Origin of the sequence: Paracoccus sp. (in: a-proteobacteria), assembly GCF_046289755.1 — a bacterium.
Lineage (GTDB): Bacteria > Pseudomonadota > Alphaproteobacteria > Rhodobacterales > Rhodobacteraceae > Paracoccus.
Genome location: NZ_JBKBVD010000008.1, coordinates 57026 through 74166, shown reverse-complemented (window position 1 = coordinate 74166; position 17141 = coordinate 57026). Strand labels below are relative to the sequence as shown.

The 17141-nt window shown below is 66.7% G+C and carries 14 protein-coding genes; 10 read left to right on the top strand and 4 right to left on the bottom strand.

Annotated elements, in window-relative coordinates:
* Positions 1-42 precede the first annotated feature (42 nt).
* The 3 genes from ACK41U_RS04795 to ACK41U_RS04785 are packed head-to-tail and all read right to left on the bottom strand — an operon-like array spanning position 43 to position 5788.
* Positions 43-1434 (bottom strand): efflux transporter outer membrane subunit, encoded by a 1392-nt coding sequence (locus ACK41U_RS04795; protein ID WP_409676757.1) that lies wholly within the window; start codon positions 1432-1434, stop codon positions 43-45.
* Positions 1431-4544 (bottom strand): efflux RND transporter permease subunit, encoded by a 3114-nt coding sequence (locus ACK41U_RS04790; protein ID WP_409676754.1) that lies wholly within the window; start codon positions 4542-4544, stop codon positions 1431-1433. The genes ACK41U_RS04795 and ACK41U_RS04790 overlap by 4 nt, the downstream gene beginning before the upstream one ends.
* A gap of 2 nt (positions 4545-4546) precedes the next feature.
* Positions 4547-5788: an efflux RND transporter periplasmic adaptor subunit gene (locus ACK41U_RS04785; RefSeq protein WP_409676751.1), complete on the bottom strand. Its 1242-nt coding sequence runs from the start codon at positions 5786-5788 to the stop codon at positions 4547-4549.
* Positions 5789-5911: 123 nt separating this feature from the next.
* Between ACK41U_RS04785 and ACK41U_RS04780 the strand changes: the two genes are divergently transcribed.
* The 7 genes from ACK41U_RS04780 (at position 5912) to ACK41U_RS04750 (ending at position 13880) form a co-directional block, all read left to right on the top strand.
* Positions 5912-6511, top strand: coding sequence for a TetR/AcrR family transcriptional regulator (locus ACK41U_RS04780; protein ID WP_409676748.1), 600 nt, complete (start codon positions 5912-5914; stop codon positions 6509-6511).
* An 81-nt stretch (positions 6512-6592) separates the two neighbouring features.
* The gene (locus ACK41U_RS04775; protein ID WP_409676744.1) at positions 6593-7642 is read left to right on the top strand and encodes a LacI family DNA-binding transcriptional regulator; all 1050 of its coding nucleotides are present in this window, start codon (positions 6593-6595) and stop codon (positions 7640-7642) included.
* Between the two features lie 99 nt (positions 7643-7741).
* Positions 7742-8986, top strand: a complete 1245-nt coding sequence (locus ACK41U_RS04770) for an ABC transporter substrate-binding protein (RefSeq protein ID WP_409676741.1) — start codon at positions 7742-7744, stop codon at positions 8984-8986.
* A gap of 62 nt (positions 8987-9048) precedes the next feature.
* On the top strand, positions 9049-9975 hold the full coding sequence (locus ACK41U_RS04765) for a carbohydrate ABC transporter permease (RefSeq protein WP_409676738.1): 927 nt from the start codon (positions 9049-9051) through the stop codon (positions 9973-9975).
* Positions 9972-10847, top strand: coding sequence for a carbohydrate ABC transporter permease (locus ACK41U_RS04760; RefSeq protein ID WP_409676735.1), 876 nt, complete (start codon positions 9972-9974; stop codon positions 10845-10847). The genes ACK41U_RS04765 and ACK41U_RS04760 overlap by 4 nt, the downstream gene beginning before the upstream one ends.
* 31 nt (positions 10848-10878) lie before the next feature.
* Positions 10879-12801 carry a glycoside hydrolase family 127 protein gene (locus ACK41U_RS04755; RefSeq protein ID WP_409676732.1) on the top strand — a complete coding sequence of 641 codons (1923 nt, stop codon included), beginning with the start codon at positions 10879-10881 and terminating at the stop codon, positions 12799-12801.
* Positions 12798-13880 carry an ABC transporter ATP-binding protein gene (locus ACK41U_RS04750; RefSeq protein WP_409676729.1) on the top strand — a complete coding sequence of 361 codons (1083 nt, stop codon included), beginning with the start codon at positions 12798-12800 and terminating at the stop codon, positions 13878-13880. Before ACK41U_RS04755 ends, ACK41U_RS04750 begins: the two co-directional genes overlap by 4 nt.
* A gap of 21 nt (positions 13881-13901) precedes the next feature.
* On the opposite strand, the gene ACK41U_RS04745 is transcribed toward ACK41U_RS04750, so the two are convergent.
* Entirely contained in the window at positions 13902-14576 is a 675-nt protein-coding gene (locus ACK41U_RS04745) for a hypothetical protein (protein WP_409676726.1), read from the bottom strand.
* A 405-nt stretch (positions 14577-14981) separates the two neighbouring features.
* On the opposite strand from ACK41U_RS04745, the gene ACK41U_RS04740 reads away from it, so the two are divergent.
* The 3 genes from ACK41U_RS04740 to ACK41U_RS04730 are packed head-to-tail and all read left to right on the top strand — an operon-like array spanning position 14982 to position 17141.
* Complete coding sequence (locus tag ACK41U_RS04740; RefSeq protein ID WP_409676723.1) at positions 14982-15458, top strand: hypothetical protein; 477 nt, start codon at positions 14982-14984, stop codon at positions 15456-15458.
* 12 nt (positions 15459-15470) lie between these two features.
* Positions 15471-16652, top strand: a complete 1182-nt coding sequence (locus ACK41U_RS04735; protein WP_409676720.1) for a phage tail sheath family protein — start codon at positions 15471-15473, stop codon at positions 16650-16652.
* Positions 16653-16685: 33 nt separating this feature from the next.
* Entirely contained in the window at positions 16686-17141 is a 456-nt protein-coding gene (locus ACK41U_RS04730; protein WP_409676718.1) for a phage tail protein, read from the top strand.

Sequence of the window (17141 nt, the reverse complement as noted above, 5' to 3'; positions counted from 1 at the left end):
CCGGCGACCGTGATCGCGCGGGCAGAGGCAGGGGGGGGGAGGCTAGCCGCCCGTGCCCCCGACCCGCTGCACCGCCGCCCCGGCGCCGGTCGCGATCTGCAACGCCGCCCATTCGCGTGCCGCCTGATTGCGGGCCTGCGCCGCCTGCTGCCGGGCCGAGGCCCGCTGGCGGTCGACATCCAGCAGATCGACCAGCGTCGTCGCCCCCGCCTCGAAGCTTTCGCGGGCCAGCGCATAGGCGCGGTCATGGCTTTGCGCGGCCTGATCCAGCGCGGCTGCGCGCTGGCGATAGCGGCGCAGGTTCGACTGGCGCGTCTGGACATCCTCGACCGCCGCCGCGACGCCGCTGCGCCATGCCAGATCGGCCTGCCGCGCCTCGCTGATGCGCTTGGTGCGGGCCGCTTGCAGCACGCCCTGATTGGCCACCGGCAGCGACAGGCGCGGACCAAAGGACCAGCTTTGCGCCCCGCCGGTATCGCTGACCGTGCCCGACAGGCTGATCGCGGGCAGCGTGTCCGCCGTGGCCACCCCCACCGCCGCCAGCGCGCGGGCCAGATCGTGGCGCGCGGCGCGCAGATCGGGGCGGTTGGTCAGCAGCTCGGCAGGCACGCCGGTTCCGGGGCCGGGCGGGATGCGCAGCGGCGCCGCGCCCGCCTGCATCCGCGCCATCAGCGGCCCGGCCTGCTGGTTGAGCAGCGTGGACAGGCGATAGACCTGCGCGTTGAACTGCGCCTCCTGCGCGGGCAGATCGGCGCGGGCGGTCTGCAGCAGCGCCTCGGTCTGGGCCGTGTCCAGATCGGTGGCCAGCCCCATCCCCTGCATGTTCTGCGTGACCGACAGGGTCTGTTCGCGCGACCGGATCGTGTCGCGGGTCAGCGCCATGGACTGCTGATAGAACCGCGCATCGGCATAGGCGGCGATCACCTCGGCCAGCCAGGCCAGCCGCGTCACCTCGGCCTGCGCCCCGGCCGAGGCATAGCCTGCCGCAGCCCCTTCGCGCGCGCGCCGGGCGCCGCCGAACAGGTCGAACACAAAGCCCGCCGACAGGTTGGCGCTGTTGGCGGTGCCGGTCACGCGCCCGTCGCCGCCCGAACGGGTGCGGGCCGCCCCGGAGTCACCGGTGATCTGGGCCGCCCAGGGCTGGGCCGCCTGCAGATCGGCTTCGGCGGCACGGATGCGTTCATTCGCGGCCATGATGTCGAGATTGCTCTCCAACCCCTGCGCGATCAGTTGCGACAGCAGCCGGTCCTGATAGCCGGTCCAGAAGGTGCTCAGACCGACCTGACCCAGAGGCGCGGCCTCACCCTCGGCAAAGCTGGCCTGCACGCCGGGCGTGGCGATGTCCGAGGGGTCGGGGCCGACCGCCGCGCAGGCGCCAAGCGCCAGCAGCAGGGCCAGAGCGGTGGACGGCGGGAAGATGCGGGAAACCGTCATGTGCGACGCTCCTTTCGCTGGATCATTCGGGTGAACTGGATGACGGCGACATAGAAGACCGGCACCAGAAAGATGCCGATGGCGGCGGCGGCGGCCATGCCGCCCAGAACGCTGATCCCGATGGAATTCTGCGCCCCCGCCCCCGCGCCCGAGGCGATGGCCAGCGGCAGCACCCCCATCATGAAGGCGAAGGTGGTCATCAGGATCGGGCGCAGCCGCTGACGCGAGGCGATCATCGTCGCCTCGATCAGCGATTTGCCCGCCGTCAGCTGGGCCTGCGCGAATTCGACGATCAGAATGGCATTGCGCGAGGCAAGCCCGATCGTCGTCAGCAGCCCCACCTTGAAGTAGACGTCATTCGACTGCCCGAACCACAAAGCCGCCGCCGCAGCCCCCATGATCCCCACCGGCACCGTCATCATCACGGCCAGCGGCACCGACCAGCTTTCATACAAGGCGGCCAGCGACAGGAACACGACCAGCGCGGCCAGCGCGAACAGCATCGGCGCCTGATTGCCCGACAGGCGTTCCTGATAGGACAGCCCCGTCCATGCGGTGCCATAGCCGCCGCCATCCAGACCGGCGACCATCTCTTCCATCGCGGCCATCGCATCGCCCGAGGACAGGCCCTGCACCGCAGCCCCGCTCAGCGACAGCGCGCGCGAGCCGCCATAGCGGGCCAGCGCCGTGGGCTCTTGTTCCCATGTCTGATCGGAAAAGGCGGCAAAGGACACCATCTCGCCCTGCGCGTTGCGGGCATACCAGCGGTTGATGTCGCCCGGCTGGCTGCGCGCATCGGCCTGACCCTGCACGATGACGGGGCGCAGATCGGTGCCGAGGGCAAAGTCATTGACCTCGCGCCCGGCGAAGATGACCGACAGCATGGCGTTCACCTCGGGGATGGACAGGCCAAAGGCCGCGGCCTTCTGCTGGTCGATCTGAAGGCGCAGGGCGGTCTGGGTGGCCGATTCATTGCCGCGCAGATTGGTCACCCGGCCATCGGCCTGTGCCGTCTGCACCAGCGTGTCGGCGGCGGCGGTCAGCGCCTCCTGCCCCTGCCCCGACTGGTCGATCAGATACATCTCGAAGCCGGACGAGGCGCCCATGCCCTGAATCGCAGGCGGTTGCAGCACAAAGATCAGCCCCTGCCGGTTCGTCATAAAGAAATGCCCGTTCGCCCGCGCCACCAGCGAGGCCACGTCCAGACCGGGCCGCTGATCGTAGTCGCGCAGCTTGATGAACAGCAGGGCGTTGCTCTGCCCGGTGCCGCCAAAGCTGAAGCCAAGGGCGGCAAAGACCGATTCCACCGTCTCGGTTTCCTCGTTCAGCAGGTAATCCTCGATCTTTTCGACCAGTGCCTGCGTCGCCGCCGTGGTCGAGCCGTCGGGCCCCTGCACGATGACCAGCGCCACGCCCTGATCCTCGTCGGGCAAAAACGATCCCGGCAGCCGGTCGAACATCGCAGCCGTGGCCACGCCGATGGCCACCAGCACCAGCAGCATCCGGAACGGGCGCCGCACCAGCCGCGTGACCGAGGCGGCATAACCATTGGTCGCCCGGTCCAGATTGCGGTTGAACCAGCGCGCGGGCGCAATGCCGCCCTGCCCGTGTTTGCGGGGCCGCAGCAGGCTGGCGCACATGGCGGGCGTCAGGATGACGGCGACGCCAAGCGACAGCACCATGGCGGTGATGATGGTGATCGAGAACTGGCGGTAAATCACCCCCGTCGCCCCGGTCATGAAGGCCATGGGCAGGAACACCGCCGACAGGACCAGCACGATGCCGACCAGCGCCGAGGTGATCTCATCCATGCTTTTCTCGGTCGCCTCGACCGGGCCGAGGCCCTCTTCCTCCATCACCCGCTCGACGTTTTCGACCACGACGATGGCGTCATCGACCAGCAGGCCGATGGCCAGCACCAGCGCGAACATGGTCAGCGTGTTGATCGAATAGCCCGCCACCGCCAGCACCGCGAAGGTGCCCAGCAGCACGACCGGGATCGCCACGACCGGAATGATCGTCGCCCGCCAGCTTTGCAGAAAGATCAGGATGACCAGAAAGACCAGCACCACCGCCTCGGCCAGGGTGTGATAGACCTGAGTGATGGATTCCTCGACAAAGGGTGCGGTGTCATAGGGATAGACGATCTCGATCCCCGCAGGCAGCGCGCCGGCAAGCGCGTCGATCGTGCCCCGCACCGCCGAGGCCGTATCGACCGCATTGGCGCCGCTGGCCAGATTGACCGCAAAGCCCGCAGCCGGCGTGCCGTTGTGGCGGGAATCGCCGCCATAGCTTTCCTGCCCGACCTCGATCTGCGCGACATCGCCCAGAAACACGGTCGAGCCATCGGGATCGACGCGCAGCAGGATCCGTTCGAATTCCTCGACGGTGGACAGTTGCGACTGCGCGGTGACCGACACGGTCAGGCGCTGGCCCTGGGCCGCCGGTTGCTGGCCCAGACTGCCCACCGTGACATTGGTGTTCTGCTGGGCGACCGCGCTGGTCACATCGGCGGGGGTGACCTGATACTGGACCATCTTGATCGGGTCCAGCCAGATGCGCATCGCATAGCCCGAACTGAACGTGCTGATCGAGCCGACACCGGGCGTGCGCTTGACCGGATCCTCGATCAGCTGGCCGACAATATCGCCCAGTTCCACCGAGGAATAGCGCCCGTCGGGCGAGGTCAGCGCCCCCACCAGCAGGATCGAACTGGTCGAGCGCGCGACCTGCACGCCCTGCTGCTGCACCACATCGGGCAGTTGCGAGGTGACCAGCTGCAGCTTGTTCTGCACCTGCACCTGCGCAATATCCGGATCGACCGTATCGTCGAATGTCAGCGAGACCGAGGCCGAACCCGGCGTCGAATCCGAGGTCATATAGATCAGCCCGTCGATCCCGGTCATCGCGTCCTCGATGACGGTCGTGACCGAGGATTCCACGATTTCCGCCGAGGCACCGTTATAGGCGGCGCTGACCCGCACCGTGGTCGGCGCGATCTGGGGATATTGCTCGATAGCCAGACTGTTCAGGCCAAGCGCACCGACCAGCATCGTGATCAGCGCGATCACCCAGGCAAAGACGGGGCGGTGAATGAAGAAACGCGCCATGATTACTCCGCCTGTCCGGTTTCAGCAGTGGGCTCCGCTGTCGGTTCTGCCGTCTGCTCCGGGGCGGCTTCGGCTGCCGCCCCTGCGGCAGGCTCTGCGGCAGGCGCCGTCTCACGCAGGACGCCGTTCTCGTCATAGCTGACCGGCACGGGCGCAACCGGGGCGCCTTCGGTCAGCGCGGCCAGCCCGTCGACGATCAGCAATTCGCCCGGCTCGATCCCGCCGGTGACGATCCACTGATGCTGGTAGGTGCCGTCTTCCGTCAGGCGCCGCTGGCGGGCGGTGCCGTCATGGGCGACCCACGCCGTCAGGGTGCCGATCTTGTCGCGGCTGGTGGCCGATTGTGATACGAGAATGGCGTCCTCGGTGCCCAGCTCGACCTGACCACGCAGGAACATGCCGGGCAGGATCACCCCTTCGGGATTGTCGAACCGGAACCGGCTGTCGATCGAGCCGGTCGAGGCCGAGACCGTCACCCCCGGCGCGACCAGCGTGCCAAGTGCCTCGTAGACCTGCCCGTTCTCCAGCGTCAGCGTGGCGCGCAATTCATCGTTCATGCGCAGGCGCCCGGCCTGAATGTCGTTCAGCACCGACAGGAAACGCGACGAGGGCTCGTACATATCGACCTCGATCGGGTCCAGCTGGGTGACCCGCGCCATCTCTCCCGCCTGCCCCGCCGTCACCAGATCGCCGACCGAAATGGCGGGCACGCTGGCGATCCCCGCGATCGGGCTGGTGACCGTGGTCCAGTCCAGTTCCGACTGCGCCAGCCTCCGCGCGGCCTCGGCGCCCTCGACGCCCGCGCGGGCCTGCTCGAATGTGGCGCGCGCGGTCTCGACCTGCGCCTGCGTGGTGCCCGAGCCCAGCAACTGCTCGGCGCGGCGCATGGCCGATTCCGCCTGTGTCAGCTGTGCGCGGGCCGAGGCGACCTGCGCCTCGGCACTGGCCAGATTGGCCTCATAGGTGGCGGCATCGAGGCGGAACATCGGCGCGCCCGCCTCCAGCGCAATGCCGGGCTGATAGAGAATATCGGTCACGATGCCGCCGACGCGGGGCCGGATGCCCGCCGCCTGTGCCGCCACCGCGCGGCCCGGCAGGGTCATCACGCGCGGCACCTCTTGTTGCTGCATCTCGACCACGCCGACCGGGCGGGGCGGCATCGCGGGCACCTCTTGCGCCATCGCTGAGGTGCCCGCCAGCCCGGCCAGACAGGCCGCGGCTGCGATCCGGTGAAATTCACGCATCTGCATCCATCCTTGCTGAATCACCGCCCCGAAGACCCTGTCCGAAGGCAGCCTTTTGTCGGCACATTGCATATAATTGCGGACTGTGCAATCATTGCGCGGAAAGAAATCCTGGGAGGGGACATGAAAACCAACCTGCGCGAGCGGCGCCGCCGACAAACGGCGCGCGAGATTCAGCAGGCCGCACTGCGGCTGTCGCTGCGACTTGGCTATGATGCGCTGACGGCCGATGCCATCGCGGCAGAGGCCGGCATCAGCGCGCGTACTTTCTTTAACTATTACAATAACAAGCAGGCCGCGATCCTGGGGGTGCCGCCCTGCCTCGAACCGGAATCGGCCGACTGGTTCGTGACATCACGCCAGCCTCTGCTGGACGACATTGTCCGCGTGCTGGCGGAAATGGTCGACGAAGACCGGCTGGACCGGGATCTGATGTGTCTGATGCAACAGCTGATCAATGCCGAGCCACAGCTGCTGCCCCTGTTTCACGCCTCGCTTGACCGGGTGACACAGGGGCTGACCATTCTGCTGGAACGACGGATGGGACCGGGCGCCGGGCCGCAGGCGCATCTGATCGCCTCACTGGCCAGCAGTGCGCTGTCGCTGGCCGTCCGGGCGTGGGCGGCAGATGACGGCATGGATCAGTCGCGGATCGTGGCCATGATACGCCAGCAGCTAGTCGATGTCTGCAAATGGCTGAGCCAGCCCGCGGCGGTTTCGTGATTCGCGCTTGACAGAACGACGCGGGCAGGGTCTTCTGCGCAAACGTTTGCTCAACTCGCCAACCGGGCCAGGCAACGTCGTGTGGGGGGAGCCGTGCGGATTACGATCAAGGATGTCGCCATGCGGGCGGGGGTCAGTGTCGCCACGGCGTCGCGCGCCCTGAACAATGGCGGACGCATGCAGCAAGAGACGCGCGACCGCGTGCAGCAGGCCGCAGCGGACCTGTCCTATCGCCCCAATTCCATGGCGCGGGGGCTGGTGCAGAAACGCTCGTTCACGCTGGGGCTGCTGACGAACGACACCTATGGGCGCTTTACCCTGCCGGTGGCGGCGGGTCTTTCGGGGGCGCTGGTCAGCCGCGGGGTCTCGGTCCTGCTGGCCTCGTATCAGGACGATCCGGCGCTGGCGCAGACCAACCTTGACGCGTTGGAGGACAAGCGCGTCGACGGGCTGGTGATCGCGGGCAAGCGGATCGACCGGGGCCTGCCCGCAGGGCTGTCACGCCCCGATATTCCGACGATCCACGTCATGTCCGAATGCGGCCCCGATGGCATAGGCTTCGTGCCCGACGATACAGGCGGCGGGCGGCTTGCCACGCAGCATCTGTCGGATCTGGGCCGTCGCAGGATCGCCCATATCACCGGCCCGCTGACCTTTACTGCCGCCCGCCTGCGCGAACAGGGCTGGCGCGGGGCCTTGGCCGACAACGACCTGCCGTTGTGGACCGGGGCGATCTTTGGCGACTGGTCCGAGGCGCATGGCTATGCGGCGGCGGGCCATCTGTTCGGCCCCGACCGCAGCGCACCGCCACCCGACGCGATCTTTTGCGGCAATGACCAGATCGCGCGCGGGGTGATCGACCGGCTGACCCTGCTGGGCGTGCGCGTGCCCGATGACGTGGCCATCGTCGGCTTTGACAACTGGGAACTGTTCGCCGCCGCCACCCGCCCCGCCCTGACCACCATCGACATGGGGCTGGTCGAACTGGGCCGGGTCGCGGGCCTGACCCTGCTGGACATGATCGAGGGCAAGCCGGTCGCGGGCGGCACCACCCTCAACCCCACGCGGCTGGTCGTGCGCCAGTCCTGCGGCGCAGATCAAGGAGGCGATGCCGGAGGGGCCGGCGCCTAGGGTGGCGGGCCGGGAGGGGCCGCTGCCACCCACTTTGCGCAAACGTTTTATCACACTCTGACAGACATCACTCACGGGAGGGAAACGATGACTTTTCACATGACCACAAGCACTCTGGCACTGGCGGCACTGCTGGGCGCGGGCGCGGCACAGGCCGACAGCTTTTCGCTCTGGGTCCGCTCGGACGGGTCCGAATTCATGCCCAAGCTGGTCGAGGCGTTCAACGCGCAAGGGCAGCACGAGGCGCAGCTGCAGATCGTGCCGGTCGATGAGCTGGTGCAGAAATACGCCATCGCCAGCGCCGGTGGCTCGGCGCCCGACGCACTGTCGCTGGACCTGATCTATACCCCGGCCTTTGCCGAGGCGGGCCAGCTGCGCGACCTGACCGATTTCGCGCAAGCGCTGCCCTATTTCGACGACCTGTCGCCCGCCCATCTGGCGGTCGGCACCGCGCAGGACCGCATCTATGGCCTGCCGTTTTCGGGCGATGCCTCGCTGCTGCTGTGGAACAAGGACCTGTACGAGCAGGCGGGGCTGGACCCCGAGGCCGGGCCGGAGACATGGGACGACATCCGCGCCCATGCCACCGCCATCGCAGCGCTTGGGGATGAGACCTATGGGTTCTATTTCTCGGGCAATTGCGGCGGCTGCAATATCTTTACCTTCGCGCCGCTGATCTGGGCCTCGGGCGGGGACATTCTGGCCGATGCCGGGCGCACCGCCACGCTGACCTCACCGCAGGTGGTGGCCGCGCTGAATTTCTATCGCGGCATGGTGGCCGACGGGCTGGTCCCCGCAGGCTCGCAGACCGATTCCGGGGCGAATTTCTTCGCCGCCTTCGCCAATGGCAATATCGGCATCACGCCCTCGGGCTCGTTTGCCATCGGGGCGCTGAACAACCAGTATCCCGACCTGAACTATGGTGTGACCTACCTGCCCGGCCAGACCGCGGGCGACTGGTCCAGCTTCGCGGGCGGCGACAATTTCGTCGTCTCGGCCGCGACCGGCGATGACAAGATGCCCGCGATCGAGGCGTTCATCGACTTTGCCTATTCGCTGGAGGGGCAGAAGATCCTCGTCGCCAACGGCGCCATGCCGGTGCGCGGCGATCTGGCCGAACAGGCGCTGGAGGGGCTGGACACGCGCTATCTGATCTCGGCCGAGGCGATGGCCGGGGGGCGCACGCCCTATTCGGTGGTCTTCAACGACATCATCAACTCGCGCAACGGTCCCTGGGTGACGATGCTCAATCAGGCGTTCTTTGCCGAAACCGAGGACGAGATGATGCAGGCGGTCGAGGCCGGTCAGGCCGAGATGCAGTCGATCATCGACGCCGCCGACTGAGGCACCAACCCGGACACCCCGGCGCCCTGTTCGCCGCGCCATTCGTGAAGGAAAGCCCCGACATGTCCGATCCCCGATCCACGGCGGCAAGCACGCTGGCCCCACCGACCCCACGCCGGGTCCGGCAGCACGGCTGGCCCGGTCTGGTCTACGTGCTGCCCGCGCTGCTGCTGGTGACGGTGTTCTTTCTGCTGCCGCTTGGCATGACGGTCTGGATGTCGCTGCATAACTGGCCGCTGCTGGGCAATCCGCGATGGGCGGGTCTGGGCAATTATCAGCGGCTGTGGGGCGATAACAGCTTCTGGCAGGCGCTGTGGTTCACGGCGCGCTATACGCTGGTCGCGACCGCCGGGCTGATGGCCGTGGCATTCGCGCTGGCGCTGATGGTGCAGGCCGAGGGGCGGGCCGTGGCCCTTTATCGCACCGCCTATTTCCTGCCGGTGGTGACGGGTTTTGCCTCGGCATCGCTGCTGTGGGCGTGGCTGGCCAATGTCGATGCGGGGCTGTTCTCGCCGCTGATGCAGCGGGCGGGGCTGACCGAGGGGCGGGTGAACCTGCTGGCCAGCTTTGATCCGGCCTTCTGGACGGTCACCGTCATGGTGATCTGGAAGATGGCCGGGTTCTACATGGTCATCCTGATGAGCGGGCTGCAATCCATCCCCGGCGATTATCAGGAGGCCGCACGCATCGACGGGGCCAGCCGCTTTCAGCGGTTCCGCTGGATCACCCTGCCGCTGGTGCGCCAGCCCTTTGCGCTGGCACTGATCCTGTGCGTCTCGGGCTCGATGCTGGCCTTCGATCAGTTCTACATCATCCTCAATGGCGGGCCGCGCAACCAGACGGTCACGGCGGTCTACAAGATCTTCAACGAAAGCTTCGTCTCGTTCCGGCTGGGCTATGGCGCGGCGCTGTCGGTGGTGCTGCTGGCGATCCTGATGGTGCTGTCGGTGATCCAGCTGTGGCTGCTGCGCGAAAGGAACACGAAATGAACGCCCCCGCACTCGCCGCCCCCACCCCGCGCGGCGGCCGCATCAAGGCGCATCGTCTGGTCTTTCACGCCACCGCCATTCTGGTCGCGCTGATCTTTCTGGCGCCGATCTTCTGGGTGGTGATGGCCAGCTTCCGCCCCGCGCAGGTCGCCATGCAGCCGCCGCTGCCGCCCTGGTCGGACAGCGGCATGGGGCTGGACAGCTATATCCGGCTGGAGGGGTTCGGCCAGTCGGTCCTGCACTATACCGGCAATTCGGCCATCGTCGCCATCGGCACCGCCGCCCTGACCATCCTCGTGTCGCTGCTGGCGGGCTATGGCTTTTCGCGCTTTCGCTTTCCGCTGAAACCGCTGGTCTTCGTGCTGATCCTGTCCACCATCATGATCCCGTTCCAGTCGATCCTGACGCCGCTGTTTCTGCTGCTGGCGAAACTGGGCCTGCAGAACACCCTGCTGGGGCTGGTGCTGATCTACACCACGCTGCAACTGCCCTTTTCGGTGTTCATGATGAAGAACGCCTTTGACGCCGTCCCGCGCGAGATCGAAGAGGCCGCCCGCATCGACGGCATCCGTGGCCCGCGCATGCTGTGGCAGGTGATGGTGCCGCTGGTCACGCCGGGCATCGTCACCGTGGGCCTGTTCGCCTTTCTCAACGCCTGGAACGAGTTTCTGGCGGCGCTGGTCCTGCTGACCGATCAGGACAAGTTCACCCTGCCGGTGCTGATGACCGCCGTGCGCTATGGCCGCTATGGCTCGGTCGACTGGGGCGCGGTGCAGGCGGGCGTGACCATGATGATGATCCCCTGCCTGATCCTGTTTCTCATCCTCCAACGCTCTTACATCCGCGGCCTGACGGCCGGCGCGGTCAAGTGACGCGGAACTGCCCGAAAGGTTAATCATGAATATGACTGCACGCACAGACGCGACCGCCGGCGCCCGCTTTCGCCCGCTGTCGGTCGACAAGGTCGAGGTCGGCGGCTTCTGGGGGCCCCGTCAGGACGTGATCTGCGCCACCACCGCGCGCACCCTGCTGGACCGCTGCATTCAGGCCCGGATGCTGGATCAGGTCGATCCTGACCGGCCCAATCCGGGGCTGGTGATCCCCTTCACCCATAACAACACCGTCACCACCCAGATGTTCTGGGACAGCGATTTCGGCAAATCGATCGAGACCGCCGCCTATGCCCTGCACCGCCGCCCCGACCCGGACCTGCAGGCGCTGGTCGAAACCGTCATCGACGCCTACGAGCGCCTGCAACAGCCCGACGGCTACCTGAACTCATGGTATATCCGGATCGAGCCGGGCCAGCGCTGGACCAATCTGCGCGACCGGCACGAGCTGTATAACGCGGGCCACCTGATCGAGGGCGCGGTCGCCTATTTCCACGCCACCGGCAGGCGCCGCTTTCTGGACATCCTGTGCCGCTTTGCCGACCATATCGCCACGGTCTTTGGCCCCGGCGCGGATCAGCGGCAGGGCTATCCCGGCCACCCGGAACTGGAGCTGGCACTGGTCAGGCTGGGCCGCGCCACCGGCCAGCAGCGCTATCTGGACCTCGCCCGCTTCTTCATCGACGAACGCGGCCGCCAGCCCTCGTATTTCGACGCCGAGGCCGAACAGCGCGGCGAAACCCCCGATCAGTTCCATTTCGGCACGCTGGAATATTGTCAGGCCCACAAGCCCGTGCGCGAACAGACCGAGGTGGTGGGCCATGCCGTCCGCGCCGCCTATCTTTATGCGGGCATGGCCGATGTGGCGACGGAATTCGCCGATGACAGCCTGACCGCGCCGCTGGAACGGCTGTGGTCGCATCTGACCGACCGCAATCTGTACCTGCATGGCGGCTTCGGCCCCTCGGCCAGCAATGAGGGGCTGACCTTCGACTATGACCTGCCCAACGAGACCGCCTATGCCGAGACCTGCGCCGCCGTGGCGCTGGTCTTCTGGGCCAGCCGGATGCTGGGGCGCGGCCCCGATGCGCGCTTTGCCGACATCATGGAGCAGGCGCTTTACAACAACGCGCTGGCCGGGCTGTCGCTGGACGGCACGCGGTTCTTTTATGACAACCCGCTGGAAAGCCGGGGCGGGCATCACCGCTGGATCTGGCACCGCTGCCCCTGCTGCCCGCCCAATATCGCGCGGCTGGTCGCCTCGGTCGGGGCCTATCTTTACGGCATCGCAGAGGACGAAATCGCCGTGCATCTTTATACGTCCAGCCGCGCCGAATGCGCGCTGGCCGCAGGCCGCGTGGTGCTGAGCCAAAGCACCGATTACCCCGCCCATGGCCGCATCAAGCTGATGGTCGCCCCCGAGGCGGCGATGGATTTCACCCTGTCGCTGCGCGTGCCGCATTGGGCGGGACAGGCGCAGGTGACGGTCAACGGCGCCGCGCAGGACATGACCCCGCAGCGGGGCTATCTGCGCATCCGGCGGCGCTGGCAGCCGGGCGATGAGGTGGTGCTGAGCCTCGACATGGCGCCGCGCCGGGTCTTTGCCCACCCAGCCGTCACCGTCGATCAGGGCCGCGTGGCGCTGATGCGCGGCCCGTTGCTGTACTGTCTGGAACAGGTGGACAACGGCACCGGTCTGAACAGCCTGATCCTGCCCGACACGGCGGATCTGACCGCAGGCGCGCCCGCAGGTCCCGGCGGAACCATCCCCCTGACCGCCCCCGGCCTGCGCGAAGAGGCCGCGGGTGGGGCGCTTTACAGCACCCAGGCCCCGCCGCGCCAGCAGGCCACGCTGACCGCGATCCCCTATTACGCCTGGGACAACCGCGCCCCCGGCGCCATGCTGGTCTGGCTGCGCCGCGAGGCCCGGACATGAGCGCGCGCACCACCAGCGGTCTGCGCCTGAACCGCGTGCACAAATCCTTTGGCGCGGTCGAGGTGCTGCGCGACATTTCCCTGACCGTCGAGGCGGGCGAGTTCGTCGTCTTCGTCGGCCCCTCGGGCTGCGGCAAATCCACGCTTCTACGCCTGATCGCGGGGCTGGAGCAGGTCACCGCAGGCGATGTCTTTATCGGCGATACGGATGTGACCGAGCGCGACCCGTCTGACCGGGGCATCGCGATGGTGTTCCAGACCTACGCGCTTTATCCACATTTGAGCGTGGGGCAGAACATGGGCTTTGGCCTCAGGGCGGCGGGTCTGCCCAAGGCGCAGATCGCGCGCAAGGTGGCCGAAGCGGCGGCGACGCTGCAGCTGACCGACCTGCTGGACCGCCGCCCCGGTCAGCTGTCGGGCGGCCAGCGCCAGCGCGTGGCCATCGGACGCGCCATCGTGCGCAACCCCGATGTGTTCCTGTTCGATGAGCCCCTGTCCAATCTGGATGCCGAGCTGCGCGTCGGCATGCGGCTGGAGATCGCGCGCCTGCACCGCGAACTGGGCAATACGATGATCTACGTCACCCATGACCAGACCGAGGCGATGACGCTGGCCGACAAGATCGTCGTGCTGCGCGCGGGCCGGATCGAACAGACCGGCACGCCGACCGCGCTGTATGAAGACCCCGACAATGTGTTCGTCGCGGGGTTCATCGGATCGCCGGGGATGAACCTGCTGGACGCGCGCATGGGCGCGGACGGGTGCGTCGATCTGGACGGGTACGCGCTGTCCCTGCCGCCGCTGGACCACCCGCCCGCACCGGGCCATGCGGTAACGCTTGGGCTGCGGCCCGAGGATGTCGATGTCCGGATCGGGGGTTCGGCGGGTCTGCCGTTCCGGGCCGAGTTCATCGAATATCTGGGTGGGGCGTCCTATTGCTACGGCACCACGCCCCAGGGGCAGTCCTGCACGATCCAGCTTCCCCGTGGCCACAGGCCCGCACCGGGCGAGATGCTGTCGCTGACCGCCGACCCGTCCCGGCTGCGCCTGTTCGATCACGGGGGTCAGCGCATCCGGTAGACCGCCCCGGCTGCCCGGCGGTCAGTCGGGCACGACCGAGCGCAGCATCCGGATCACTGCAAAGACCGCGCCGATCAGCACCACGAGCAGCCAGATCGTTCCCAGAATGGCCGAGATCAGCGCCCCGATCGCATCTGCGATCGAGGCGATGATGCCCGGCACGAAGGCGATCAGAAAGCCGGTGAGAAAAGTCGATCCCAGACTGAACAGCAGCAGCACCATCAGCCCCTTGTTCTTCAGCATCGCCGGGCTGGCCAGCACCAGAAAACCCGCCCCCGCCAGCTTGAGCAGCATGATCAGCGCCAGCGCCGCCCCTGCGGCGCCGGTTGGAAAACTGCCCCATGCGGCAAGATAGACAGCGGTTCCGAACGGCACCGCCACCAGCAAGGACAGCATCAGGATCAGCAGCGTAAACGTCCCGAAAATCAGCACGATCCCGCCAATCACGCCGAAAAACGCGCCGATCAGCGTCACGATCCCCTGCAGCCGCATCAGGCGCCCGGTGGGCAGCGTCATCTCGGCCAGCATCAGCACAAGTGCCCAGATCAGCGCCACGTCGATCAGCGCCAGCATCCGGATGCCGATCCCCGGTGTCGCCCCCTGCCCGCCCGGCCCCAGCAGAATGCCCAGACCCAGCTCGGCCAGAAAAGCCAGCACGAAGGCCAGAATGGCCAGCAGGACAAAAATCAGCTTCATGGATGCCTCTGGCGCAAGACCAAGACCCGACAGAACCCCAGTATAGCCCCGACGCACCGGCCTGGCGCAACAGGTGCATCACCTCAAAGACGGACCGTGAAAAGTGAATAGAGGAATGTGAGAATTTTATATCAGCGGTTATATCGGGTTGTCGTAAAATGCCTGCTATCAGCTTCGGTAAAATACTCCCTCGCGATTATCGCGCCCTGAGGCTCTGATCCCGTCTCAATCTTGCACTACATGCATAATTATATGATTTATAAAGTCATTTCATGTCAAAGATGATCTTGCGGATAACGGCATTACTCCTGTCTTGTTTTTGTTTTCTGCCATGCTACCGTTTACCTTAGAGGCTTGTTTATTTGCACTGCGCGTTGATTTATCGGACTCGGTGGGGCTGTCTGAATGACGACCGATTTGCTTCAGAACTGGCTGAAACAGCATCTGCCCGATATTCCGGTGCAGATCGTGGATACAGGCCAGCCTGCCGGGGATTGCATCTGCATGGCGCTGTGCGATGTCGGCGCGGTCGAACACTTCCTGCCAAATCGTCTGGATGGATCGCGGCCGCTGCGGGTGCGCATGACCTATCGTCTGACCGCGCCCTTTGCCCGCCCCGAAGACGGCCACCGGGTCCTGTGCGAGATTATGTTCGCGGCATTGGAAAACCCCATTGCGCATGGACCCGACGGCGCGCTGATTCCGGTCGAGGTGCTGGCCTCGGCCACGGCGCACGACCGTTTCGGACCGCAACCCGGCGCCGGGCTTTATCTTGAGATCGTCGCCGAGCGGCCAGCCCGTGCGCGCCACGCCCCGCCGGTGCTGGAGCCTGCGGTGATCAATGCAGGCCAGTCCCACGCCCCCTCGCGGCCCGGATCATAAGGAGAGACCGCCTTGGCCCAGTATCTGACGCCCGGCATCTATATCGAAGAGGTCAGCAACGGCGCCCGCCCGATTGAGGCGGTCGGCACCACCACCGCCGCCTTTATCGGTGAAGCCCCCCGGTCTGGCGCCCATCCGGGCGAGCCTGTGGCCGTCGTCAACTGGGGCCAGTTCCGCGACATCTTTGTGGGCGACGGCGCGGCATCGACCCCGCTTAGCCATGCGCTTGCGGGGTATTTCCTGAACGGCGGCAGCCGCGCCTATGTCGTGAACACCAGCCGCGCCGGGCTGTCGGATGCGCTGGAAGCCCTGACCGGATACGACGACATCTCGATGGTGGCCGCGCCGGGCTGGACGGACGCTGCGACCTATGACGCGCTGCTGACCCATTGCGAGGGGTTGACGACCTGCTTTGCGATCCTCGACGGGCCCGCCACTTGCACCGATATCGCGGCCCTGACCCGCGTGGGGTCTGCCAAAGCGTCCAGTCCGGGCGGGGCGGGCGAGGGCCCTGACAAGGACAAGCCCGCCGCGACCGCATTGCGCCCGCGCGAAAGCGCGCGCGGCTATGGCGCGGTCTATGTGCCGCATCTGATGGTCCGCGACCCGCTGGAGCCCGCAAAAATCGTCGCCGTCGCCCCCTCGGGGCATCTGGCCGGGATCTATGCCCGCACCGATGTCGAGCGTGGCGTCTTCAAGGCGCCCGCCAATGTCGCCGTGCGCGGTGCGCTGGGGCTGACGCAGCGGCTGAACGATGCCGAACAGGGTGTGCTGAACCCGGCGGGCGTCAACGTGATCCGCTTCATGACCGGGCGCGGGGTGCTGGTCTGGGGCGCGCGCACGCTGACCGTCTCGGACCCGGAATGGCGCTATGTCCCGGTCCGGCGGCTGTTCATCATGATGGAGGCCAGCATCCGGCGCGGCACGCAATGGGTCGTGTTCGAGCCCAATGACGAACGCCTGTGGAAAAGCATCCGCCGCGACGTCTCGGCCTTTCTGATGCTGCTCTGGCGACAGGGCGCGCTGCAGGGCACCACCCCCGAAGAGGCGTTCTTTGTCAGATGCGACGCCGAGACGAACCCGCCCGAGGTGATCGACGCGGGCCGCGTGGTGATCGAGATCGGCGTCGCCCCCGTCAAACCCGCCGAGTTCGTGATTTTCCGCATCGGTCAAAGCAGCGCCGAAACGCTCTGACCTCCATTTCCGACCCCTGACCGGAGACCGGCCATGCCCGAACCGCAATCCATGAACGCCTCAGCCGAACAACAGCCGGTGCGCAATTTCAACTTTCATGTCGAGATTGCGGGCATGGTCGCGGGGCAGTTCACCGCTGTCAGCGGTCTGGGCGCACGCGTCCATCCGATCCGCTACCGCGAGGCCGGCGCGGGTCAGATCGTGCGCAGCCTTCCCGGCCCGGTCGAATATGCCGAGGCAACGCTGCGCTACGGGCTCAGTCAGGGGACCGAGCTGTGGGCATGGATGCAGACCTCGGTCAGCGGGCGGGTGGACAGGCGCAATATCTCGATCATCATGTTCGGCACTGACGGCACCAGCGAGGTTCTGCGCTGGAACCTGTTCAACGCCTGGCCAAGCGAATGGCAGGGCGCTTGCCTTGACACCCTTGGACGGGAGGTGGCGATCGAGACGCTCAAGCTGGCCTTTGACCGTCTTGAAAGGGGATAG